Here is a 25,394-nt window from a genome sequence, read left to right as displayed (position 1 = left end):
CCCGGAAGCCTCATCTTCGTCAACCCTCATCTTACAATGTCTACTTTGAACGGAACCACTACCCAGATCAACGCCCAGCGGGAACTCAATGCGTACCGCAGTAAAGAAAAGTCCATCTCCGTAGTCGGACTCGGATACGTAGGTCTTCCCCTGGCCCTAGAGCTTGCGAAGAAGTTCCGGGTCATCGGCTTCGACATCAGCGCTCCGCGCGTAGAGATGATGCGCAACGGACAGGATCCCAGCGAGGAGTTAGAGGCCTCCGCCTTTGACGACAAGGACATCACTTTCTCTTCCGATCCGGTAGACCTCGCAAAAGCCTCCTTCCACATCGTGGCCGTTCCTACCCCCGTTGACGAGAGTCGCACACCCAACTTAAGGCCCCTCCTCGGCGCATCGCGTTCCGTAGGAAAAGCCCTGAGTGCCGGTGACATCGTTGTTTTCGAATCAACCGTTTACCCCGGCTGCACGGAGGAGGACTGTGTGCCCCTCCTGGAGGAGGAGAGCGGACTGACCTACCTGGAAGACTTCACCGTAGGCTATTCGCCGGAGCGAATCAATCCGGGCGACAAGGAACACACCGTTGACAAAATCCTCAAAATCGTCAGCGGCAGCGACCCCGAGACCCTTAAGGTGGTTTCCGGTATTTACGGCGACATCATCACTGCGGGCATTTACGAAGCCGCGAGTATCAAGGTGGCCGAAGCCGCCAAAGTGATTGAGAACAGCCAGCGCGACGTCAACATCAGTTTCGTCAACGAACTGAGCATCATCTTTCGTCAGATGGGTATTGATACCCAGGATGTGTTGGAAGCCGCCGGTACGAAGTGGAACTTTTTGCCCTTCCGTCCCGGCTTGGTCGGTGGGCACTGCATCAGCGTCGACCCCTACTACCTGCTACACAAGAGCGTGAAGATGGGTTACGATCCCTTGGTTATCGCCAGCGGTCGCCGCATCAACGACCGCATGCCCGCCTTCATTGCCAAGGAACTGGTGCAGGCACTCCTTAAGGCAAACAAGAACCCGAAGCAAGCCAAGGTGCTGGTGCTCGGCGTCACCTTCAAGGAGAACGTAGCGGATATTCGGAATTCGAAGGTGGTCGACGTCGTTCGGGAACTCATGGACTTTGGCGTCAACGTCCAACTCCACGACCCTTACGCCAGCCCCAACGAGATCGCCCACGAGTACGGCCTTACGATGGTCGAGGAGGTTGGGAAGCAGTACGACGCGATCGTAGTGGCGGTCTCCCACGACAAATTTAAGTCCTTTACCCTCGACAAATTCCGCGAGTTGAGCCGGGATAACCTGTTGTTGTTTGACCTGAAGGGTCTTTACGATCGTGCGGAACTGCAGGACGGCGAGGAGATCTGGCGGCTCTGATCCATCGGTCGCCCCACCAGTTGCCATTCGTACGATCGCTTAATATTCATTCCTCACCCAATACCAATTTATGATACTCATTACCGGAACTGCGGGCTTTATCGGCTTTCACCTGTCTCAGCGTTTGCTTCGGGATGGCGAGGAAGTCGTTGGACTAGATGTGATCAATGATTATTACGATATTAATGTAAAGTACAGCCGCCTAGCCGAGGCCGGCATCGATAAAAATGAGATTGAGTACGGTAAACTCGTTCAGAGTACCACTCAACCGGGATATCGTTTTATTAAGCTTGATCTCACCGATCGGGAAAGTTTGAACCAGCTCTTCGAAGCCGAAAAATTCGCAACCGTTGTTAACCTAGCGGCTCAGGCCGGCGTCCGCTACAGCCTGATCAACCCCCAGGCATACATCGATAGCAACATTATCGGCTTCACGAATATTCTGGAGGCTTGCCGCCACCATGTCGTGAAGCACTTGGCGTATGCGTCCAGTTCGAGTGTGTACGGACTGAACGAGAAAATGCCGCTGTCGACGGGTGATAACGTCGACCACCCCATTTCGCTCTACGCCGCCAGCAAGAAAAGCAACGAGCTCATGGCGCACACCTACAGTCATCTCTTCGGGCTGGCCACCACCGGTTTGCGCTTCTTTACGGTGTATGGCCCTTGGGGACGTCCAGATATGGCCCTCTTCCTCTTTACGGAAGCCATCCTTAAGGGAGAACCCATTAAGGTATTCAACCACGGGAATATGGTGCGTGACTTCACCTACGTGGACGACATAGTGGAGGGGATTAAACGAGTCATTGAGAATCCGCCGAAAGGCAACCCCGAATGGACGGGTGAATCTCCCGATCCCTCGACCTCTAAGGCACCCTATAAGGTATACAACATCGGCAATAACGATCCGGTGACACTGATGGACTTCATCTTGGCCATTGAAGAGGAACTGGGTCAAAAGGCGGAGAAGAACATGATGGATCTACAGCCTGGTGACGTACCCGCCACTTACGCCGACGTGCAGGACCTAATGGACGATCTTGGCTACAAGCCCGAAACCCACATCCGGCACGGAATCCGCAATTTCCTGGACTGGTACCGCGAGTACTATGGCTACGTAACGGATCAGGGCGCGGACGCAGGTGCAATCACCGATCAAAAAAAGCAGTAGTGTTTGGCTTCTTTCAGCGAAAAGGTAAAACCGTAGGGGACTTCGGTTTTTTACGCGTCGATATGCATGCCCACTGGCTGCCCGGCATCGATGATGGCGCTTCTTCGCTGGAGGAAAGTATTGAAATGATTGAGCGGCTCAAACTACTTGGGTACAAAAAGCTCATCGCGACCCCCCATGTGATGAGTGATCTATACCCTAATACTTCCGCAGAAATTCGGACAGTTCTCGGCCGTGTACGTGAAGAAGTTCAGCGTCGCGGTATACCTATTGAACTTGACGCAGCGGCGGAATACTTAGTCGACGAGAATTTTGGCTCCCTCATTGAAACGAATGACTTGTTGACGCTTCCTGGAAATCAAGTGTTGATCGAGTATTCCTTTGTAGCCCCACCACCCCAACGTGACGACATTCTTTTTGTGCTGCAGGCAAAGGGCTACAAAATAGTACTTGCTCACCCGGAAAGGTATTATTACTACCACCAGAATCAGCAGGAACTGGCGGATCTCGTCGGTAAAGGAATAAAGCTACAGATCAATTTGGGCTCCCTTTCAGGAATGTACGGGAGTCGGGTGCAGCGGGCCGCGAAGGACTTGATCAAGGCAGGTTTAATTGCTTATGCGGGTACGGATGCCCACAATATGGATCACCTAGAGAATATTCGGTCAATGACCATTAATAGAAAAGCGTCTCGAATACTGACTTCGACTCAGTGGGGCAACCGCACTTTATAGAAACAAAAGATTATCGATGCTAGCTAACCTATTGAAGTCAAGTCTTATCGTTGCCGCGCTCACGGTTTCCTCCTGCGTTTCGTACGGGGAATTGGTAAGCTTTGATGAGGCGGACCTTTCCCAACTAAGCCCACAGAACATCGAGAACTCAATGAACCTTAAGGTTCAACCTGAGGATTTATTGCGAATCACGGTGACCAGCCTGAATATGGAAGCCGCAGCGCCCTTCAATGTAGATCAGTCAAGGAGTGGTGGCCAGACCGGTGGGGCCAGCCAGAGTCCGGAGCAACTCGAGCTCTCCACCGGATATTTCGTCGACCAAGAAGGGAATATTGATTTTCCGGGGCTGGGTAAGCTCTACGTCGTGGGAAAAACGCTGGAGGAGATTAAGGGACAAATTTTAGAAGAGTTAGAAGGCTTCTTGGCGGATCCCGTCGTGAATATCCGTTTTTTGAACTTTAAAGTCACGGTCCTGGGGGAAGTCAATCTGCCCGGCAGTTTGAGGTTGACCAACAAGCGTATTTCAATTCTGGAGGCCATTGGCAACGCTGGCGATTTAACCCTGTACGCCGATCGTAGCGAGGTGCTAGTCATCCGGGAGCAGGACGGAGTACGTACCTACGGAAAACTCAATCTTCAGGACGACGAAATCTTCTCCTCTCCTTATTACTACCTGCAGCAGAATGACGTAATCTACGTCAAACCGCTAGAATCGCGGGTGGCAACCATTGCCGATCCCGCAAGCCGCTTAATTTCATACGGAACCGCAGCGCTGTCTTTCGTGGCGATCATCCTTGCCGCCACTCGTTAACCGTATTAATACGAAACTTCATTTTGGAAAAACTACATACCGGTAATTCTGAAGCTGCCGAGGCTGGGGCTTCCTTTCAGCAGTCCATCGGTTTCCAATCTGTATGGGCGAGATCACTTCGGCTATGGTACCTGTTTATTTTGGTCCCTGCCTCTACCCTGTTTCTAGGTTATCTCTACCTGAGGTACTATGTGCCGACCTATCAGGTAAAGAGCGTTATTTACATCAAAGAAAGTCCGGAAGATCAGGCCGTTGCCGACATCACCACCGGGATACAGGGTAATCTCGTCTCTAGTAACTCGATGAATATGTCTAACCAAATCGAGATATTAGGGTCGTATGCGATCATGAAATCGGTTGTCGATTCGGCAAACCTAGAGATTGAGTACGTGGTCAAAGGAAATATTCGCAATGATGAATTATACCATCCGAGCGAGCGACCGTTTGATGTAGTCGAATACGAAAAGGGGCCGGACAACAAGCTTTACAATCGTGAACTTATTGTTTCACTCGCAGATGATGGAAACTCCTTCACGCTTCGATCCGGCGATGAATTTGAGACAAGCGGGAAATTAGGTGAAAAACTGTTTTTACCTTACGGGAGCATAACACTCGATGCGGTACCCGATAATTCGAGTTTCAAGAATGAAGTTACGGTCACCATTCATGACCCCGTCCTTACCGCCCGAAAATACAGTAGTAACCTACTGATATCGACAGTGAATAAGTCGGAATTGCTGGAGTTATCAATGATGAATCCGGTGCCGGATCGCGCGATCGACATTATAAACGGGGTGATTAGTCGGTATGATCAAATGACCATCACCGAAAAGAATGAGGTTGCCCGTAAAACGACCAATTTTGTTAATGACCGCCTAAATTATTTGGGTCAGGAACTAGACGAAGTGGAAGCCGCTGCTGAATCTTACGTAATTGCCAACGATATTGTAGGCGGCACGGCAAGGGAACTGGAAGGGTACTTTACTCGGATTCAAGAAAACGACAAAGCCCTAGCCAATCTCCAGATCGAACTCGTTGCCGTAGATCAAATCCGTCAGTCCGTTGAGCAGGAAACGGGTGATAGTCTAAGGTACATTCCTTACAGCCTGAGCGTCAACAACCTTAGTCTGACACCCCTTATCGACCAGTATAATCAGTTGCTGGTGGAGCAGGATAAGTTATTATTATCCGCCCGCCCTAACAATCCGGTGCTAATATCGGTAGAGGACAAGATTAGGGAACTTCGTAATGTTATGCTTACTGCCATTTCGAAAGCCAGAAGCGAAATCGAGGGAAGCATTAGGGAACTTACCCGGAAAAATGAAAAATTATTTCAGGAAATTCGGACTATACCAAGTAAGGAACGGGGCCTGATGGCAATAGAGCGACAACAGGAAATCCGTGAGCAACTCTATCTTTTCCTGTTACAGCGCCGGGAAGAAAGTGCACTCTCCAGCGCGGCAGCGATATCCAATATCCGGGTACTAGAGGAGCCTATGCTTCATCAATCCACTTCCTTCGGGCCCATTCAAGTTTATGGACTCTCTCTGATCCTAGGGATAATTCTTCCCTTCGGTATTGCCGCGGCAACCGAAGTATTGGACAACACCGTAAAGTCAGCAGCTCAAATAAAGGAATTCACTTCGGTCCCTTTCTTGGGTCAAATTATGGATAATAAGGGAACGGAGCAGGTAGTAATCTCAAAAGATACCAGATCAGCCAGTGCCGAGATGTTCCGAATGTTGAGAACCAATCTGCAGTTTTTAATGCAGGGGGGGACGAATAGAGTCATAATGGTCACCTCCAGCATGAGCGGAGAAGGAAAAACTTACATTTGTTGCAATCTTGGAGCTGCCCTAGCCATTTCTGGGAACCGGGTACTGCTCGTTGGAATGGATATGCGGAAACCTAAACTTGCATCATACCTGAACCCCAACTGGGATCAAAACAATAAGGGTGTTTCCAATTACCTCACGAGCAACGCGACATTGGACGAAATCATACATCCTGCGGAGTCTACTGATAATCTATTCTATATTGGAAGTGGCGTCATCCCTCCAAATCCAGCGGAGTTAATTCTTCTTCCACGTGCCAAAGATATGATTTCGCAGTTAAGGGAGCAGTTCGACTACATCATAATTGACACGCCCCCGGTAGGCTTGGTCGCAGACTCACTGTTGTTAAGGGACCACGTTGATATATCGATCTTTGTTGCTCGATTCGGCGTAACGAAAATTGATCAGTTGCAGATTATTGATGACATAAAGCGTAACAACAAACTTCCAAATCCCGGCTTGGTCCTTAACGGCCTGAAGATGGGAGTAGGTTATGGTAACAGCTACGGCTATGGGTACGGATATGGCTACGGCTATGGGGGATATTACAGTTGAATTGATTGGTTACCAAGCCAGTTATTAAATCAAACAGGTAAATAAATGAATGACCTCAAATTGGCGGTTACCTCGCCATCATTTTCAACCCATCCGGTGCTACAGAAGGAAATCCTCAAGTCATTTCCTGGGGCTAAATTAAATTTAGACGGTACTCGGTTCGTTGGTCAAGAACTTATCGATTATATTCAGGATGCCGAAGCGCTGGTCATTGGACTGGAGCAAATGGATGCTTGTACTATCGATGCCTGCCGCGATCTGAAGATCATCGCCAAATATGGTGTTGGCCTTAACAACATCGATTTGGACCACTGCAAAAGAAAGGGAATAAAGATTGGTTGGACGGGCGGTGTCAACCGCCGCTCCGTTTCAGAAATGGTACTCGGATTTATGTTGTCGCTTGGAAGAAACCTTTACGTAACCAGCAATTTGCTAAAACAAGGCAAGTGGCGTAAAAATGGTGGTTTTCAGCTCACCGGTAAAACTATAGGAATTATCGGATGCGGATACATTGGTAAGGACTTGGTGGAACTGCTCAAACCATTTAAGTGTACAATTCTGGTGAATGATATCCTTGACCTAGGGGATTTCTGCGAAATGCAGGGTGTACGCCAAGTATCCCTGGATAAACTCTACGCCGAGGCGGATTTCGTTACAGTACATACGCCACTGACCCCCGAAACTAGCAATCTTCTGGATGCAGAGGCATTTTCACGGATGAAGCAGGGGGCAATTGTAATTAACACCGCGCGGGGGGGCATTGTCCACCAGAAGGATCTTATTGCTGCCCTGGAAAGCGGTCAACTTGGAGGAGCTGCGCTCGATACTTATATAGAGGAGCCACCCGAAAACCCAAATCTGTTGCAGGTGCCAAATTTGATGAATACTCCCCATATTGGCGGCAACGCTATTGAGGCAGTGGAAGCGATGGGCATGAGTGCCATTACCCATCTCCGTAAATTTTACGGAAGGGAATGAGTCGACTATTTGGTCTGGTGCTGCTGGTGAACGTTCTATCAATGATGGCGTGCCGGACTACTGCCGCGCCCGTTTCTGATTCACTAGGTGTGACCTTCAATGATGAAGTTATTCGTGCCGTAGGGAAAGGCGAGAAGTCGTTGAAATTGGGTACGGGAGTGTGGCTTACGGATGGGAAGAAAAACCACCGTATGGCAATTGCCGGCGATCGGCTTACTATCAGCGGTAAGGGTATCGACTCTACAATCATCCGCCGGCCGGAAAATAGCTTAGGCACTGGAAGTGGGAAAGATTTCTACTTCGGTGCTTTTTTTGAGCCCGCCATGCCAACCGACGCCGAACTGAATTCGAGCGAATGGAAAGAATGGGTGGATAAAGACGGATCGACTTTTCTGTACACAGTCTTGATCAAGGGAAATCTCACTATTGAGAATCTCACGATCGACTGTAACATGCAAGCACAATCCATTCAGCCGGGCGATAAGGTCGAACACAGCGCAATGCTTGGTTTTGCCGGTAGCCGAGAATTGCTGGAAGGGCGCTTCGCTGGACGTCGAGTCTACGTTGCATTTGAAAATGTCACCGTAAGAAATGTAGCTATTAGAAATGAGGGCTACGCTGATGGTATCTGGATATCCCGGGGTTACTTCCAGCCAAATATCGCGTCGATCCATTTTGACAAGGTGACAACAGTGAACCGGGTAAGTACCAAAAGGGGATCGATTACCTTTAGTAGTCCCGCGGAGCGCGTAGAGATTTCAAATTGTTCCCTGCACCGTCTAGAGTTGGAGGAATCAACACAGGAAAACTACGCGAATGCTCCCCGTCACCAGCCAGAATCCCAGCTATCCATCTGGACGGTATATGATAGTGAAGTCGCAATTCTGGATATGGCAGCTAAAGGTTACTCGACCGTCATCCAGGGTGAGAATGTTCAAGTGAAGGAAAATGTAGCGCTCTACCAAATGCAGGGGCAGTTTACTCATTGTACCTTTAATAAGGTCGGAGACCCTCGATTGTTCCGGCTTAAAGAAATGATTTTTGACGATGTAACCTGGATTTTTTCACCCGACAAGGAAGGACGTATCAGAGGAATTCGACCCACCCCGCAATATGGAGAAAACTTTACAGCGACATTTATAAATAATAAATTTCTGGCCCATGGAACATTTTTAAAAGGGCAACTAATTTCAAGTGAATACTCAAGAGCAATTGATCAAAAGGTCAATGTGAGTTTTATATTCTGCGATTTTGACGATCGATTTGGGGTTATACCTAATACAATTGGCGTAAGCGTAAAGGAACGTGGATCTTGGAAATTTGAAGGTTTAGATGAAGCTTCAGTTTTGAGGTTGATTCGAAAAGGACCTCAAACTGACATTGAGGTAAAAATGGTCAACCAGTAGAATGAAGCAACAAGAAGGATTGACCGGAAAAACTCTCAGCGGCTTTATGTGGCTTGGCGGCAGCTCGGGCATTAAAGCCGTAATCCAGATTGCGGTAGTAGCTGTACTAGCCAGATTACTAAATCCCAGCGATTTTGGTTTAGTGGCCGCCGCAATGGTAGTTATCCTTTTTACCGAGATGATTTACGAGATGGGCGTCGGGCCAGCCCTAATTCAGATGAAGGATTTACAACCCAGACACGAGCAAACAGCACTCACATTCTCGGTGTGTTTGGGATTAGTGTTGGTCGCACTGTTCTACTACATAAACCCATACATCGCTAGATTTTACGGTTTAGCTGATCTTACTATGGTCTTAAATGCTTTAGTATGGATTTTCCCATTGCGAACGTTTTCCCAGATATCTTACAGCTTGTTACAACGATCTCTGAAGTTTAAAAAGCTAGCTGGTCTTGATTTAGTTTCCTATTTCATCGGTTATGGCATAGCTGGAATCGCCCTAGCAGTGGGAGGATTCGGCGTTTGGGCTTTAGTTTGGGCAACAGTAATTGAGGCAGCTATTTATTGTTTGCTTTTAGTTTCGATAAAACCACCAGTACGAAGATTGTCAATCGATCTGTTAGCATTACGGCAATTACTAAGTTATGGAGGTAGTTTTACTTTAGCTGCCTTACTCAATTTCGGTGCTAGAAAAATAGATTATGTAATCGTTGGAAGAATGTTGGGAGGAGATAGTTTAGGATTATATAGCAGAGCGTATGCTTTAATGAATGCACCCAATAACGTGGCAGGAACAGTTATGAATAAAGTGCTTTTTGCAAGTTTGTCTAGCATACAAAATGATGAAAATAGGATGTCTACAGCTCTAGATAAGAGCTATGAACTGGTTTTCCTTACTGTGCTACCCCTCGCAGGTTTCTGTTTCGTTATGGCGCCAGAAATTATTTCAGTTCTCCTTGGAGATAAATGGTTAGAGGCAACCAATCCTTTGAGGATACTACTGTTGAGCATGGTGTTTCGTATTGGGTACAAAATAGGAGACGTATATTTGAAGTCTACTGGCAAAACAAAATATTTAGCGATCACTCAAGGAATTTATTTTTCTTTAGTTACCGTCGGTTCGGTGATAGGCTCTAAATATGGAATAACTGGAGTCGCCGTTGGAACGACGTTTGCAATAATTACAAACTTTCTGATAATGACAGGTTGGCTCATTAAAGAAAAAGTTTTCTCCTTTCATCAAGTGTGTCTTAGAACTATCTCTTCTCTTCCAATTTTTATTTTGGTTGCTTTGACTGCTTACATATCTTCTAATATTGCTTATGCTATGTTTTCCAATTCAATTGTCGTAATGGGAATAACCAGTGCGCTAGTGGTTTTATGTGTAAGTGTCAGTGCTTACATAGCCCCCAGCTTTTTCATAGGAAAAAATGGAGGGGAGCTGTATAATTTTGCTTCACAGAGTGCTAGGCTAAAAATGAAAAAGTTTTTCGATTAATTCGCAAACATAGATGTATGGGTACACATGGTACCATGCTCTTGTTTTTCAATATTACTACCAGTGTGAAGGACGAATTGAAAATATTGTCCAAATACTCTATATCTATAATTTCTAAAAAATAAATTATAAAGTTTAAACTATAGTTTCCTCACTATAAGAGGAATTATCATTTACATCTACATCTCTTTTTGGTATTGTTTCGTTTAATCTAGCTTATTTAGATAGTTTTATTGTAATTCAATAAAGTAATTATACCTACCTACGCTTGTAGTGCTAATATAGTACGTGAATGTTTGTAAAATAACAGTGTATTTAATTTAGTTTTGGTGTCAAACTTTGCAAGCCATCATGAGCATCAATATTGTTTACAATAACTTCAAGAGGAGTGATTCTAATTATTTTTTCTGGTGCTTAATTGCTTTACGCAAATGTTGATGTTATTGGCTTCGACAATACTCTATCGTAAAATCCTAGTAATATGACTCTCAATTCAAAGATCTACTACTTGGCAGATACTTCTTTACCATCAAGTGCAGCTAACTCGGTAAATACTGTGAAAATGTGTCAAGCACTTGCAGGATTAGGATCTGATGTCGAGTTGATTGTACCCGTTTTTGGAAGAGTAGCTGCATCTTCTCAAGAAATATTTGAATTTTACTCAGTAGCTGGTAATTTTGCTATTAAGCAGATTCAGGTACCAGCATCCGCAGGGTCTCTCTACCTATATGCACTAAAGGTCGTTTTATATTTAATAGCGGTTGCCAATCCTAAAGACATATTTTACGGCCGTTCCCTAAGATGCTTTAGTTTTCTGTCTTTCAGCAACCTTAAGAACAATTCTGGAATTGATATTCATGGTAAAATTTGGGAAAAGTCAATTGCCGGGAGAATAATGTTTGATAAGCTGTTACGCTGGAAAGCTTTAAAAGTCTTAACATTCAATTCCCCAGGAATGCAAACACAATTGCTGAATGATTTTGCAAAGGAAAGATTTGCTGATCGTGTGCTTTTAAGCGCGCAGAATGGAGCTTCAGTTCCTTGTGAATTCCCAAATTTTGCGCCGTTTAAATCTGGCCCTAATTTAAACATTGGATATATTGGTTCGCTGTATAAAGGAAAAGGAGGTGACTTCGTACTGAACTTAGCGAAACAACTGCCACAGTATACCTTTCATGTCGCCGGCGGAAATGATAAAACAATTGAAGCATTAGGTGAAGTCCCTGATAACTTTATATCCTACGGCCATATTGAACATCGATATACATATTCTCTTCGGGCACAGTGTGATGTTCTATTAGCGCCTTACCAGCGTACAATAACAGTTAATAGTGGAGAAAATATTGTAGATTTCATGTCCCCAATTAAAATATTTGAATATATGTCGAGCCAGACTGCAATTATAGCTTCTGATTTACCGGTAATTTCTTGTATACTAACCCATGAATTTGATGGACTACTAATAAATCCTGATGACATAGATCAATGGAAGTCTGCAATTGAGCAACTAGCATTGTATCCTATCAATCGAAAACAACTAGCTGATAACGCATTAAAGACATTTAACGAGAAATATACATGGGACAAAAGAGCTGAAAAAGTATTTTCACTGTTTTTTTCGTAAGTCATGTACCACATTAGATATAGTGGTTATTCGACGAACAATTGAAATGAAGCATATGACACGCGTGCAATTAAGTTCAAAAGGGGGTGTGTTGTTATAAGTGTCTGTCTTCTAAATATAACACTGCCTCTAGTTAGTTATATTGAACCCATCGATTAATGTGAATTTTAGTTAGGCAGTAAAATAAATTTTTAGGAAAAACTTGAATTTCAAGCGGTACATATATTTGTAACAACCCTTCGTTAACCTAACTTCTACTAATCAAATCAAACTTACACAATGAAAGCTGAATTTCTAATTATTGGAGCGCAAAAGGCCGGGACAACTTGGTTGCTATACAATCTGCAAAATCACCCAGAATTGTGTTTACCATCTAAAGAACTACACTTTTTTAGTTCTGATGAAAATTTCACAAAGGGAGTTGAGTGGTATCACGATCAGCTCGTAAGCTGCAAGGAGGGGGGGAGAATAATTGGAGAAAAAACTCCTGAATATCTCGACGTAATTAGTGATAAAAATTCTAAAACATCGAAACTTACACACGAAAGAATTTTTCAATACAATTCAGATATAAAATTGATTCTTATAATGCGGAATCCAGTGGATCGTGCACTGTCAGCAATTCAACATATGTACAGATCTCGAAGAGTCTCTCCTAGTGTTTCAATTGACCAACTTGTCCTCGGCGATTCAGTGTGGCGAGCTGAGTCTTTTGGTGTTTTCAATGGGGGAAAGTATTATTCAAATATATTAAAATACTTAGATGTTTTTCCAAAAGAACAGCTATTGTGTCTCTTTTATGAAGATGATGTTAAACTTAATTATACTAACGGACTGAAGAAAGTATGTAATTTTCTTGATATAAACGGTGATGTTGAATTTCCAAAAATGAATGAACGGAAAAACTATCACAGTAACGCAAAGCTAACTCTTCTGCTGAATTACTACTTCCCCTTACTAAAGCCCTTGAACAAAAAGCTCAACATGATTCTTCCCCCTTATTCACCCAATGTATCTAGTGAGGTGAAGCAGTATCTTCAAGATATGTATCGGAAAGAAGTTGAGGGTTTAGTTAGTCTCGGATATACGCCACCTCAATCGTGGCATTTAATTCGCAAGTAACTATGCTAAATTGTTTTGAGATATGGAGCTATGATTTAGTGTCACACTATATCATTAATGTTTCACTTGCCATTACACTAATTAAAGGCAATGTATAAAATGTAAGGTTCAGGGGTATAAGAAAGTGGCAGCTTAGGATTTGATTATTTTTAAAGCGACCAAGCTGTTAAAGATGATCATTTGCCCAAACCGCCACTCTTCGAAGGTAAAGAAAAATGGCTTTACCCACTACGGTAAGCAAAACCATAAGTGCAAAGACTGTCGGCGTCAGTTTGTGCTGGACAACCAGCACACGATTGGAGATGGTCTTCGCGAAGTTACCCGTCGACTGCTGAGCGAACGCATCAGTCTGAGAGGTATCTGTCGGGTGTTAGGTATTAGCATCGTGTGGATGCTCAACTTCGCTGTCAGCATCTGGGCCGAGACATCGCAGGACCTGGACGCTCGCCAGCTGTACCACCTCAAGGGTGGGCAAACGCTAAAGATACTGGGCTTCCAGGCGGATGAAATGTGGTCGTTTGTGGGCACGAAGCAGGCCAAGGCATGGATCTGGGTGGGTTACGATCCGTTGGACCCGCAGGTAATCTGCTTCCATATCGGTGGCCGGGGCAAAGATGCTGCTGCGGCGCTCTGGACCAAGATTCCGGCACGCTACCGCCAGTACTGCACCTTTGCTACCGACTACTGGGAAGCCTACCGATCCATCATTCCGCCGGATCGGCATGTGGTAGGTAAGGCTCATACCCAGAACATTGAAGGAATCTTCGCCACCTTTCGGGCGAGGGTCAGTAGGTTGGTCCGACGATCCCTATCATTTTCAAGGAAATGGGAGAAGCACGAGGCCGCAATCGGCTACTTCTTCTGGCAGTTCAACTTGGGCGGCGGTGTATCACAAGTAATGGTGCCCGACGTTGAACCCTTAGCAAATACTCATAGTTTAAAGAACTCTACCATTACTTCTAATACACTGCTAACTTGGGCTTTTAGCCTTACATCTGATATACCCCCTAATTAAAATGTATGTGTGTGCCAGTAAACTACTCAATAATTCACTCTCCAACTTTTAAGGCATGTACATAGTCTATTCTGTCAAAGACTTTATTAGAGTATGAATCATTATCAATTTGTTCACATAAAGTTTTTATTATGAATGTTGCCATTGTGACCGCCCGTGCGGGATCCAAATCTATATTGAACAAGAATGTGTACGACGTATTGGGTAAGCCAATGGTGTACTATCCCATCAAGGCAGCCCAGGATGCTATAAAAATCGATGCGGTGTTCGTATCTACGGACGGCAAGGAGATTGCTGAAGCGTCGCGTGCGTTGGGGGCAACGGTGATAGAACGACCTGATGAACTGGGAGGAGATCACATCAATCATGGTGATGTCATTAAGCACGCCACCCAATGGGTCGATGCCAATGTTGAAAACCTGGAAAACGTCGTTCTTCTTCTTGGAAATACCGTTATGATCGACGGCCCCACCATCGACACTGCACTGCAGTTGCTGGATGACCATCCAGAATTGGACTCGTGCATGACGGTGTGGGAAGCTGCCGACGACCACCCACTGCGGGCTATGGAAATCACCCAGGATGGGCTATTGGAGCCATACGGGGATAAGGAGCGTAAGGTTTCGACGGAAAGACAATCCTACCAAAAAGCATACTACTACGATCAGGGAGTGTGGGTGTACCGAAAGTACACGGTGAACGCGCAGGACGGCCCTAATCCCTGGTGGTGGATGGGAAAAAAATCTGCACCGATCATCCGACCCTGGGTTACCGGGAGAGACGTTCACACCTTATTTGATATGGGAGTCGCCGAATGGTGGGTCAAGCACCCGGAGGAGGTTGCCGATCGCCTGAGTAAGTCTAAGCCGGTGTTACCGGAATCCCTTGATCGTTACAAAAAATAATTATGGCTCACGTACTCGTCACCGGTGCCTCCGGTTTTCTCGGTAGCCACATCGCCGATGCACTTTCTATGCAAGGTCATCAGGTCAGTTTATTCGACCGGGTGCCTTCACCCTATCTTCGGGATGATCAGCAAATGATACTTGGTGACATAACGGATAAGGCCTCGGTAGAGAAAGCCGTTGCCGGACAGGAGTACGTGTATCACCTTGCCGCCTTGGCCGACCTTAATGCTGCAAAAACCCGCCCCGTCGATACGGTAGAAATCAATGTACTGGGTACGGTGAATTTGCTCAAGGCCTGTGTGGACGCCGGAGTAAAACAGTTCATGTTTGGTAGCAGTGTGTACGTGTTCAGCCGTGAGGGAGGCTTTTATCGCTGCAGCAAGCAGGCTTGTGAATCCTACGTCGAGGAATTTCAGAATCGCTACGGTCTCGACTATACCATTTTGCGCTACGGGAGTCTGTACGGTACACGGACGGATATGGCTAATGGGGTTTACCGGTTGCTTTATCGGTACATGAACGAAACCGAAATGTCCTACCCCGGCACCTCGAGCGATCGTCGGGAGTACATTCACGTGCTTGATGCCGCTAAGCTCAGCGCACAAGTGATCGATCGCCGGGAGGAAACGACCAATAAAACCTACGTGATCACGGGCAATGATCACCTGGCAATCTCAGACCTGTTCAAAATGTTCGGAGAAATACTAGACCGTAAGGTCACCCTCGATTTTGTCGGCGATCGGGAGCAAACCAGTGGGCACTATAGCATAACCCCCTACTCCTACACCCCTAAGCTGGGTCGAAAAATGGTCACGAATGAGTACGTCGACATGGGCCAGGGCCTGATTGAGCTAATCGCTGACATACAGAATCAACAAAAATAATGCGCATCCTAAGGGTAGCGCGAAACTAAGAACTACGTAAATCGACGAAAATGAGTACTAACAACAAGGTTGGAATTATTGGCTGTGGCCATATTTCAGATACCCACATTAAATCCTGGCAGAAGGCCAAGCACAGCACCCCTTACGCAGTGTTTGATATTTCACGGGAAGCTGCCGAAGCGAAAGCGGCCAAGTACGGGATCCCTGAGGTGTATACCGATATTGAGGAAATTATTACGGCATGTGATGTTTTGGATGTGTGCACTCCGCCACAGACTCACTTCGATATCGTGATGAAAATCATCGCATCGGGAAAGCATCTCATTGTAGAAAAGCCCCTGGTTACGGATATCGATCAGTGGGAAAAGATTAAGGCCGCGCTGAAGGACAGCCCATCAAAGATTTCCGTGCTACATAACCTTAAGTACTCGCTGGCTATACAGCAAGCTAAAGCAGTCGTTGATTCCGGCCGGATTGGAAAGCTTCTCCGTATCAACCGCTATTTTCTCACCCATCCCAATAGTGACCGGATGCTGGTGGGGAACTCGCACTGGTCCCATAAGCTTCCCGGTGGACGTTGGTACGAAACCATGCCCCACGAACTTTACATCACCCACTTCTTTGCGGGGTGGTCTGAGCTGACGAATGTGGTGGTGCATCACGGAGAAACGGCACTTCCCGGTGCCCCCGCGGAAGAGGTACTCTTCACGCTCCAGAACGAGGGCGTTCTCTCCACCTATCACTATTCGAGCAACTGCGAAATGAATAAGCGGTACATAGAAATCATCGGTTCAAAGGGAATGATCACGATCGACGTACTCGGGGATATGTTGTTCGTCGATGATTCAATAGATTCCAAACGGCGTCGGGCCGTCGGAATCATTTGGATGGATTCGTTGAAGCGGGTGTTCGCCGGGGTCAAGGACCGGGTGCATTACTTTAGAAATAAATCACGGGGAGTATCACCTCACACCCGTATCATTCTACAATTCGACGAATACTTGCAGGGACTGGCTCCGTCACCGACTCCGCTAGAAGAAATCGACTTCGTAGTAACGTTTAGTGAGAGAGTAGGTAAGGCGATTGACAAAAAACTACTCTCAACCGTGGAGAAATGAATAACTTATCCTTCAACCAGATCCGGGCGGTAGTTTTCGATTTCGACGGGGTCATCCTCGATTCGGCAGGAATCAAATCGGAAGCCTTTCCGGCCCTGTTTTCCCACCGACCGGAGTTTGCCGAACAGATACTTCAGCATCATCTGGAGAATCAGGGGATATCCCGGTACACGAAGTTTGAGTGGATTTATGAGCATCTGTTTCAGGAATCCCTGTGCGAGGCCAAAAGTCTCGAACTAGGTGCCGAGTTTAGTAAACTGGTTTTCGATCGAGTAGTACAGGCTCCATTCGTTCCTGGGGCACCGGAGTTACTGCAGAAGTTGCAACGCCACGATATCCAGAGCTTCGTCGCTTCCGGAACTCCCGAAGACGAACTTCAAATTATCGTCAACCGGCGGGATATTCAAGATTTCTTCATTGGAGTAGAGGGAAGCCCGAAAACCAAAGCGAGCATTGTTCAAAGCATACAGCGTGAGTATGGGTATTCTTCGGATGAGATGATGTTCGTTGGCGATGCGGTCACGGACTACCAAGCCGCCGTAGAAACGGGCCTCTTTTTTGTTGCCGTCGATACACCGGATATGCACGATTTTTGGAAACAAGGAAACGTCCTTGCTGTACAGGATCTTAACGTAATGGTTGAAGCTTTGTCTCCTGTCAATGCTAATTCCAAATGAAAAACAAAATCAAGATTTTATTTATCCGTCCAACAATGGGTAAAGGTGGAGCAGATCGGGTTACTTGGCAATTACTTAAATTTTTTGATCGGGAAAGGTTCATAGTTTCGTTGGGTGTCATGCGGGCAGAAGGGGACTTTATGGATGGTATTCCGGAAGATGTTGATGTAATAAATTTTCGTGCGAAGTCGCTTTACTGGATGGTACTGCCGCTATATAGGCACTTAAAGACGTATGCCTACGATTATCTCTATTCAACGAGTGGAGGAACGAACATCGTGGCGGGCGTGGTAAAGCAATTGATTGGCAAGGGGCTCCCAGCAGTCGTTCTTTCTGAGCGAAGTAGTCTATTCCCACCACATAAGGGCGCTGTGAAGAAAGCCACGCTAAAGGTGCTGAAGGGCACCTTTTACCAAAAGGCAAAGTGGGTGACCGCCGTTTCACACGGTATTCTGGACCAATTGGAAGTGGAGCTTTCGCTTCCACGAACCCGCCTAAAAGTGGTTCGTAATCCGCTCATTGATGGCCAATTAATGAAACAAAAAGAGGAATTGATAGATCAATTGTTCCAAATTGATAGCTATCGTACAATTGTTGCAGTAGGAAGATTTGTTCCCCAAAAAGACTATCCAACGCTAATTCGCGCATTTTCTGAACTCATTCAGAATGGTAAGTACAATGATCTGCGGTTGCTAATTTTGGGTGATGGGCCATTGTTGAACGATATAAAAAATCTAATCCGCGTAACTAAAACACAGGACAGCGTAATCCTGATGGGGTATCAAAAGAACCCTTATAAGTACATGGCTCGAGCGGACATTTTTGTGCTATCATCCCTTCATGAAGGTCTGCCTGGTGTTCTTGTACAGGCTATGGCCTGTGGTGCGGCCTGTGTAAGCACGAACTGCCGAACCGGGCCAAGTGAATTGATCACTGATGGCATTGACGGATTTCTCGTTCCTGTCGGAGACCACACTGCACTGGCACAACGCATGGAGATGCTGCTCGAAAATCCCGCGCTTAGGAATAAATTTCGTGAAGCAGCACCGGCTGCAGTTCGGCGGTATCAGACGGATCAAGCCATCCGGTCATATTTCGAATTCCTGTAGGATGAACACCAAGCGAATCGATTTTCTCATCTCTAATCCCAACCATCATTGGCAAATGGTGAAACCCATCATTAGGGTGCTAAAGCAGCGGGGAGAGCACACTTTACGGGTGATCTCACTGTGTGAGTTTCGTCGGATGGAGACCCCCCGCGCGAGTATTGCAGAGGAGGGGGTGGACTTAATCGTCCTACCGGGGTTTAAACGACTCGGACTGGAGACCTCGGCGGGTAAAAAATCTTTGGGAAGTAGTACAAGTTTTAAGCGGACAGCGGTACAGCGTATGGTCTGGTACACTTATGTACGCGGTGCCTGGAACAGGGCGTTTGCAGATGGGCAAACACAGGTGTTGATGTTGCTAAATGATTTTGCGTACCCAAACAACTTCATTACAAAAAGCCTGCACCGTAAAAATATTCCCTTTTGCCTACTACAGGAGGGGATTCGTTTTCCACTGCCCAATGAGCCTGCCGAGCAAGGAAAAGGTTACGGGAGCATGGGAAGCAAATATCTCTTCGCCTGGGGAGCCGAAAGCAGAACCTACTTTGAGAAAACATTATCCGGAAAGGATTTTAAAGTAGTCGTGACGGGTTGCCCCAGATTCGACGTCATCCGTGGTCAGTCTTTCGCTACAGAAATCGACGACCTGAAGGATAAATACCCGCAGGGAAACATAACACTCGGGCTGTTCTCTAATCCCATCGATGACCAAGGATTTTGCACTTCGGAGGAGAAAGAAGACTTGCTTCGGCGCTTCTTGACTAAAGCCGTTCCCGTAGTCGAGCGAGTGAACGGAAGGATTTGGATCAAGCTTCATCCCCGGGAAGACGCAGCCTCGGTCCAACAAATTATCAATAACGGGAATTGGCAACAGACCGTCAGTCTGGTCCAAGGAAACATTTTTGCCGTCCTAAAGGTGGTTGACGTATCTATTGTGCTAGCTTCAACGGTTGGGCTTGAATCATTACTCATGGGTAAGCCGCTGGGAGTGCTCAGCCTCCCGAATTATGGCTTCGTATTTAATTACGTGCAAAGCGGCGGCGCAACCGGGCTTGTTTTGGACGATGACGAGTTCGCGGAAAAGTTGCATCAGTTCATTAGGCAAACGGCACTTTCCCCGGATGCCCACGCCTATCTGAAAAACAGCATAGGTAACATCGGAACCTCGGCCGAACACATTGCCGACCAGCTAGCTAAGTGCAAATGAACCGGATCGAGACTCCCATGGGGCTGAACAATGCTACGCAATTGTTCTCCTGGTCCTCCTATCCTGGAATGCTCAAGGCCTGGATTGTCTATCTTGGAATGTTCCCGATCTACTACTTCCCTTCGGGGTCTCCGCAGTTTGCCGACATCTTCATGGCCCTGCTACTACCCATAGGTTACTATACGGGCAGTTTTAAGTTAACGGACTCGTTCTCCCGAGTAAATGGGATCTTCCTTGCATTTCTAGGCTACGTTACGGTTGCGAACTTCTCGGTCTTCGTTGCGAACTTCGGACTGGAGACGAAGGGATTGCCGTGGTTCGTAATAACCATGTTTTACGGTTACAATTATTTTGTGTTCAGGTTGGCCATCGGCCTTTACGTCCGGTATCGACACCAATTTATTAAAGCTACGCTACTCGGAGTTATCGCAAGTGTGGTGATTGCAGTTGGTCTGGGGCAATTCTTCACGGAATTCAATGATATTCGAGGATCCCTAACCTTTAAGACTTCAAATCAATTAGGTTACTTCAGTCTTATTTGCACCACAATAATTCTACTCTTGCAAAAGGTAGTCGACCTTCCCCGGTGGACGGTCCTTATGCTGATGTTAAGCTGCCTCTACATGGCCGCAGTTAGTATTTCCAACGCTGCCCTGCTTTCGATAACCATTTTGTTCGGGATATACTTTTTCGAAAGCGGACTGTTTAGCCTGCGGCGCCTACTCGGCATTTTGAGTACGGTCGTAATTGGGGTCGTGCTGATGTTGACAACTTCGTTCGGGCAAACTACCATTGAACGGTACCAGTATCGGTTGGATACCTCGGTGAGAGAAGAAGCCGGAGTTTCTGAGTTTGAGTACCGTGGCTATGACCGAATCTTTAATCATCCCGGTTATTTGATTCTCGGAGCGGGGGAGGGAGCCTACAACCGGTTCGATACATATATTGACAATCACGAGATGCACTCCTCGATCGGTACGATCATCTTCTGCTACGGAATACCTGGTACGGTGCTCTTCGGTCTTCTGATAGTGAGTCTGCTCAGCGGCCTGAAGGTAGCGGTGATCGTCTACTCCCTGCCCATATTTGCTTACGGAGTAACCCATATGGGACTCAGGTTCACGGTATTTTGGATCGCGCTTGCCCTATTCCCTATTCTCAGGAATTATTCCCAGTCTTATTTTAGTGTCCCTCGATCTTCCAATAATGCCTAGGTTGCTTCGCCTCACCACGGTCCCCATCAGCCTGCGCCTTCTACTGACCGGACAGTCCCGATTTATATCGGAGAACGGGTTCGAGGTTACCATGGGCAGCGCCGACGGACCGGAACGTGACCTCGTCGTTGCGCGCGAAGAGTGTCCGCACATCATCATCCCCTTTACCCGAGCCATCACACCACTGCAAGACCTGAAATGTCTGGCGCAGCTGGTGCGGCTCATGCGGGAAATCAAGCCGGACATCGTTCATACCCATACCCCTAAGGCCGGACTGCTCGGCATGATGGCCGCCAAGATTGCCGGGGTGCCCGTGCGCATACATACCATTGCCGGACTACCCTTCATGACCGCAATGGGCAACCGCCGCAAGCTGCTGATCGCGATGGAAAAGCTGACCTACAGCGCGGCCCAACACGTGTGGCCCAACAGCCACGGGATACTGAACTTCATGCGGGAAAACGACCTTTGCCCGGAACGGAAGCTATCCCTAATTGGAGAGGGCTCTACGAATGGCATCGACCTGAACGTATTCACACCCGATCGGATAACGGAGGAATCCATCGCTGCGGTTCACCGTGAAATCGGGTATAAAGCGGGTGCGACCTACATCATGGCGATCGGTCGCATTGTCCAGGATAAGGGAATAGCGGAATTGTTGGAAACCTTTGTCCGACTCAAAACAGACTTCGCGGAATTGCACCTGGTTCTAGTCGGCCCCCTCGAACGGGAACGACCGGAAGAAACCCTGCCGCCCGGAGCAATTAGCCAGATCGACTCGGACCCGCATATCGTACACGTTCCCTGGACCGATGATGTGGCGGCGTTCCTGAAGGTAGCCGACGTGCTGGTGCACGCCTCCTACCGGGAGGGGTTCCCGAACGTACCCCTACAGGCCGGTGCCATGGAGTGTCCGATCGTATGCTCGGACATCCCCGGAAATATCGATATCGTGACGGATGGTGAGACGGGGCGGACATTCCCGGTTGGCCAGGCCGCTGCCCTAGAAGCGGTGCTGCGTGAGGTACTTACCGAGCAAGATAAGGGTCGGAAAATGGCCCGTGCCCTCCGCCACAAAGTAGAGGCGAACTTCGACCGCCGGGTAATCCATCAATTGATCCTGCAACGGTACCGTAGTTTACTGGCCGAATGAGTGACGACACTGAAGTCATCATTGTTGGTTACTCCGGACACGGGTTCGTCGTAGCCGATACCCTGCTTGCCTCCGGCCACAGACTCCTCGGATATTGCGACAGGGAGGCCAAGACAATCAATCCCCATAAGCTCACTTATTTCGGTTCGGAGGATTCCGTACGTGCAAAGGAACTCCTGACATCCGCGACCTTCTTTTGTGGGATCGGGGACAACCGAATTCGAGCCCGCGTAACTGCGGCGCTCTTGAGAAATAAGTTTTCTCCCGCGCTTGCCGCCGTAGATCCGAGTTGCCGCGTTTCCCCGTCCGCTACCCTGGGAAGGGGGGTCTTGCTCGCTCCGTTTGCAACTGTGAATGCCCTGGCGGTGGTCGGGGATGGAGCAATCATCAACACGGGGGCTACCGTAGAACACGAGTGTACGGTCGAGCAATTTGCGCACATCGCACCCGGGGCCGTGATTACCGGTAACGTGCGGGTGGGCAAGGGTGCCTTCGTAGGTGCCTGTGCTACCGTACTGCCGGGAATCCGTATTGGAGAGGGGGCGGTTATCGGTGCCGGAGCCGTAGTTTTGCGCGATGTCCCCGCGTATGCCACCGTTTATGGTAACCCCGCTAAAGAAAAACTATGATACCACTCTCCATCCCTCACCTGGCCGGCAACGAATGGGAATACGTTAAGGAGTGCCTTGATACGGGTTGGGTGTCCACCGCCGGAGCGTACGTGGGAAAATTTGAGGAAGCGATCGCCAAATTCACCGACAGCCGGTACGCCATTTCGTGCATGAACGGTACTGCCGGGCTACACACGGCGATGAATCTACTCGGCATCGGAGCCGGCGACTACGTACTAGCGCCAAATCTGACGTTCGTTGCTACCCTGAACGCGATCTCCTACACCAAAGCCGAAGCCCTGTTGCTGGACATCGATCCGGACAATTGGCAATTGGACCTCGACCTATTGCAACGCTTCCTGGAAGAGGACACTTACGTGAAGGAGGCTGCGTGCTACCTTAAGGCGGACGACCGTCGAATTGCCGCGATCATGCCCGTGCACGTGCTGGGTAATATGTGTGACATGGACAGGTTAGCGGCACTGTCCGAACGACACCACCTGCCGGTCATCGAAGACAGCACAGAGGCCCTTGGATCGACCTTTCGGGGTCGGCACGCCGGCACCTTCGGCATCTTCGGAACCAGCAGTTTCAACGGCAACAAGATCATCACTACCGGAGGCGGCGGGATGATCTTCACCCAAAAGGAAGATCTGGCCGTCCACGCCAAGCACCTCACCACGACCGCAAAGACGGACCCCCTGGATTATTTTCACGACGAAGTAGGGTACAATTACCGGCTGGTCAACGTCCTTGCCGCCATTGGGCTAGCCCAAATGGAACAATTGCCCGGGCTAATCCGGCGTAAGAAACACATGGATGCCTTTTACCGCGAACGGCTCGGCGGGGTAGGGGACATCACGTTCCAGCGGGTAACCGAGGGCGTCGACCCCAACTGCTGGCTATTCACTTTCCGTACCCAGCGGATGCGGGAACTGCTGACCTACCTGAACGAGCGGGGGGTACAGTCCCGTCCGTTTTGGACTCCCATGAACCAGTTACCGATGTACCGGTCGCTTTCTTACTACACCGAAGAAGATCACGCGGCCCGGGTACACGCTACGGCCATCAGCATTCCCAGCTCTAGTGGGCTAACGGATGCCGAACTCGAGGAGGTTGTCGCCACCATCCGCGAATTTTACCGGACTTAAGTCTCACCCCAATTCAAGTATGAAGCATTTTAGCCTGAATAGATTTATTAAGCAGTACGTCACTGAGCGAGAGGAAAGTCTTTTTGCGGCTGATCTGGCGAAGTACGACCGGGAACTCGCCCGGGAGATTGATGGTAAATCCGCCCTCGTGATAGGAGGAGCCGGCACCATCGGCGCTTCCTTTATTCGGGCACTGCTCCTGTTCAAACCGGCACGTCTCTACGTGGTTGACACCAATGAAAACGGCCTTACGGAATTGACCCGGGACCTGCGCTCCGCCGCCGACCTGAACGTACCGGATGACTACAAACCCTACCCCATCAATTTCGGTGACCCGGTCTTTGCCAAAATAATGGCGAACGAAGGCCCTTTCGATATCGTGGCCAACTTTGCCGCCCACAAGCACGTCCGCAGTGAGAAGGATCATTACTCTATCGAGGCCATGATCGACAACAACGTGCTCAAGGCACGTCATTTACTGGAGTTGCTGTTAGCCTATCCGCCGAAGCACTTTTTCTGCGTCTCGACGGACAAGGCCGCCAACCCGGTAAACGTGATGGGGGCCAGCAAAAAGATGATGGAGGAAGTCATCCTGGCGTACTCCGACCGACTGAAAATCACCACGGCCCGCTTTGCCAACGTTGCGTTCTCCAACGGCAGTCTCCTGTTTGGTTTCATGGAGCGTATGATGAAGGAGCAGCCGCTGAGTTCTCCCAGTGACGTTAGAAGGTACTTTGTCTCTCCCGAAGAATCCGGCCAGCTTTGTTTGCTGGCGTGCATCCTGGGAAAGAGCGGTGAGATCATTTTCCCTAACCTGAGGGAGGAGCAGATGCGGACCTTTTCCAGTATCGCGGAAGATTTTTTGCGGGAATACGGAAATTACACACCGGCCCTCTGTGCCACCGAGGAGGAAGCGCGCCACCGGGCTTCGGAATTGACTGCCGACAGCACGACCTACCCCGTCTACTTTTTCTCCAGTAATACTTCCGGTGAGAAACAATTCGAGGAGTTCTTTACGGAGGGTGAGGAGATCGACCGCGACCGCTTCGAGCAGCTTGGCGTGATTTGTAATGCGCCCCGCAAATCGGCCGGAGACATCGAGGTGATGTTTGCTAAACTGGCGGCCTTGTTCCAGGATATGGAAATAGATAAGTCGGCAATCGTCAAATTGATTGCCGACTTCGTGCCTAACTTTGAGCACATCGAAACCGGTCGCTCCCTCGATCAGAAAATGTAGGC

General features: G+C 48.1%; 22 protein-coding genes. All 22 read left to right on the top strand.

What is annotated here, in order from left to right; all coding sequences use genetic code 11:
• Positions 1-36: 36 nt before the first annotated feature.
• The 22 genes from GGR28_RS14225 to GGR28_RS14120 all read left to right on the top strand — a co-directional run bounded on the left by GGR28_RS14225 (position 37) and on the right by GGR28_RS14120 (position 25,392).
• Positions 37-1,377 (top strand): nucleotide sugar dehydrogenase, encoded by a 1,341-nt coding sequence (locus GGR28_RS14225; RefSeq protein WP_183496476.1) that lies wholly within the window; start codon positions 37-39, stop codon positions 1,375-1,377.
• A 70-nt stretch (positions 1,378-1,447) separates the two neighbouring features.
• Positions 1,448-2,548, top strand: coding sequence for an NAD-dependent epimerase (locus GGR28_RS14220; RefSeq protein ID WP_183496475.1), 1,101 nt, complete (start codon positions 1,448-1,450; stop codon positions 2,546-2,548).
• Complete coding sequence (locus tag GGR28_RS14215; protein WP_183496474.1) at positions 2,548-3,282, top strand: tyrosine-protein phosphatase; 735 nt, start codon at positions 2,548-2,550, stop codon at positions 3,280-3,282. Before GGR28_RS14220 ends, GGR28_RS14215 begins: the two co-directional genes overlap by 1 nt.
• A 16-nt stretch (positions 3,283-3,298) precedes the next feature.
• Positions 3,299-4,093 (top strand): polysaccharide biosynthesis/export family protein, encoded by a 795-nt coding sequence (locus GGR28_RS14210; protein ID WP_183496473.1) that lies wholly within the window; start codon positions 3,299-3,301, stop codon positions 4,091-4,093.
• Positions 4,094-4,116: 23 nt separating this feature from the next.
• Complete coding sequence (locus GGR28_RS14205; RefSeq protein WP_183496472.1) at positions 4,117-6,483, top strand: GumC family protein; 2,367 nt, start codon at positions 4,117-4,119, stop codon at positions 6,481-6,483.
• Between the two features lie 45 nt (positions 6,484-6,528).
• On the top strand, positions 6,529-7,461 hold the full coding sequence (locus tag GGR28_RS14200) for a phosphoglycerate dehydrogenase (protein ID WP_183496471.1): 933 nt from the start codon (positions 6,529-6,531) through the stop codon (positions 7,459-7,461).
• Positions 7,458-8,867, top strand: coding sequence for a hypothetical protein (locus GGR28_RS14195; protein WP_183496470.1), 1,410 nt, complete (start codon positions 7,458-7,460; stop codon positions 8,865-8,867). The genes GGR28_RS14200 and GGR28_RS14195 overlap by 4 nt, the downstream gene beginning before the upstream one ends.
• 1 nt (position 8,868) lies before the next feature.
• Positions 8,869-10,365, top strand: coding sequence for a lipopolysaccharide biosynthesis protein (locus GGR28_RS14190; protein WP_183496469.1), 1,497 nt, complete (start codon positions 8,869-8,871; stop codon positions 10,363-10,365).
• Positions 10,366-10,873: 508 nt separating this feature from the next.
• Positions 10,874-11,989 (top strand): glycosyltransferase family 4 protein, encoded by a 1,116-nt coding sequence (locus GGR28_RS14185; RefSeq protein WP_183496468.1) that lies wholly within the window; start codon positions 10,874-10,876, stop codon positions 11,987-11,989.
• Between the two features lie 279 nt (positions 11,990-12,268).
• Positions 12,269-13,111, top strand: coding sequence for a sulfotransferase family protein (locus tag GGR28_RS14180; protein ID WP_183496467.1), 843 nt, complete (start codon positions 12,269-12,271; stop codon positions 13,109-13,111).
• A 139-nt stretch (positions 13,112-13,250) separates the two neighbouring features.
• Positions 13,251-14,126: an IS1 family transposase gene (locus GGR28_RS14175; RefSeq protein WP_183496466.1), complete on the top strand. Its 876-nt coding sequence runs from the start codon at positions 13,251-13,253 to the stop codon at positions 14,124-14,126.
• 131 nt (positions 14,127-14,257) lie between these two features.
• Entirely contained in the window at positions 14,258-15,031 is a 774-nt protein-coding gene (locus GGR28_RS14170; RefSeq protein WP_183496465.1) for an acylneuraminate cytidylyltransferase family protein, read from the top strand.
• 2 nt (positions 15,032-15,033) lie between these two features.
• On the top strand, positions 15,034-15,918 hold the full coding sequence (locus tag GGR28_RS14165; protein WP_183496464.1) for an NAD-dependent epimerase/dehydratase family protein: 885 nt from the start codon (positions 15,034-15,036) through the stop codon (positions 15,916-15,918).
• Between the two features lie 50 nt (positions 15,919-15,968).
• Positions 15,969-17,036 carry a Gfo/Idh/MocA family protein gene (locus tag GGR28_RS14160; RefSeq protein ID WP_183496463.1) on the top strand — a complete coding sequence of 356 codons (1,068 nt, stop codon included), beginning with the start codon at positions 15,969-15,971 and terminating at the stop codon, positions 17,034-17,036.
• Positions 17,033-17,713 carry an HAD family hydrolase gene (locus tag GGR28_RS14155; protein WP_183496462.1) on the top strand — a complete coding sequence of 227 codons (681 nt, stop codon included), beginning with the start codon at positions 17,033-17,035 and terminating at the stop codon, positions 17,711-17,713. The genes GGR28_RS14160 and GGR28_RS14155 overlap by 4 nt, the downstream gene beginning before the upstream one ends.
• Positions 17,710-18,822 carry a glycosyltransferase gene (locus tag GGR28_RS14150; protein WP_183496461.1) on the top strand — a complete coding sequence of 371 codons (1,113 nt, stop codon included), beginning with the start codon at positions 17,710-17,712 and terminating at the stop codon, positions 18,820-18,822. The genes GGR28_RS14155 and GGR28_RS14150 overlap by 4 nt, the downstream gene beginning before the upstream one ends.
• A gap of 1 nt (position 18,823) precedes the next feature.
• Positions 18,824-20,026 carry a capsular polysaccharide export protein, LipB/KpsS family gene (locus tag GGR28_RS14145; RefSeq protein ID WP_183496460.1) on the top strand — a complete coding sequence of 401 codons (1,203 nt, stop codon included), beginning with the start codon at positions 18,824-18,826 and terminating at the stop codon, positions 20,024-20,026.
• Positions 20,023-21,240, top strand: a complete 1,218-nt coding sequence (locus GGR28_RS14140; protein ID WP_183496459.1) for a hypothetical protein — start codon at positions 20,023-20,025, stop codon at positions 21,238-21,240. The genes GGR28_RS14145 and GGR28_RS14140 overlap by 4 nt, the downstream gene beginning before the upstream one ends.
• Positions 21,233-22,393 carry a glycosyltransferase family 4 protein gene (locus GGR28_RS14135; RefSeq protein ID WP_183496458.1) on the top strand — a complete coding sequence of 387 codons (1,161 nt, stop codon included), beginning with the start codon at positions 21,233-21,235 and terminating at the stop codon, positions 22,391-22,393. Before GGR28_RS14140 ends, GGR28_RS14135 begins: the two co-directional genes overlap by 8 nt.
• Positions 22,390-23,022, top strand: a complete 633-nt coding sequence (locus GGR28_RS14130; protein WP_183496457.1) for an acetyltransferase — start codon at positions 22,390-22,392, stop codon at positions 23,020-23,022. Before GGR28_RS14135 ends, GGR28_RS14130 begins: the two co-directional genes overlap by 4 nt.
• Positions 23,019-24,155 (top strand): LegC family aminotransferase, encoded by a 1,137-nt coding sequence (locus GGR28_RS14125; RefSeq protein WP_183496456.1) that lies wholly within the window; start codon positions 23,019-23,021, stop codon positions 24,153-24,155. Before GGR28_RS14130 ends, GGR28_RS14125 begins: the two co-directional genes overlap by 4 nt.
• 19 nt (positions 24,156-24,174) lie before the next feature.
• Positions 24,175-25,392 carry a polysaccharide biosynthesis protein gene (locus tag GGR28_RS14120; protein WP_183496455.1) on the top strand — a complete coding sequence of 406 codons (1,218 nt, stop codon included), beginning with the start codon at positions 24,175-24,177 and terminating at the stop codon, positions 25,390-25,392.
• Positions 25,393-25,394: the final 2 nt, after the last annotated feature.

Source organism: Neolewinella aquimaris (assembly GCF_014197245.1).
Taxonomy (GTDB): domain Bacteria; phylum Bacteroidota; class Bacteroidia; order Chitinophagales; family Saprospiraceae; genus Neolewinella; species Neolewinella aquimaris.
The sequence above is the reverse complement of the archived record's forward strand: the minus strand, read 5'-3'. Positions and strand labels throughout refer to the sequence as shown.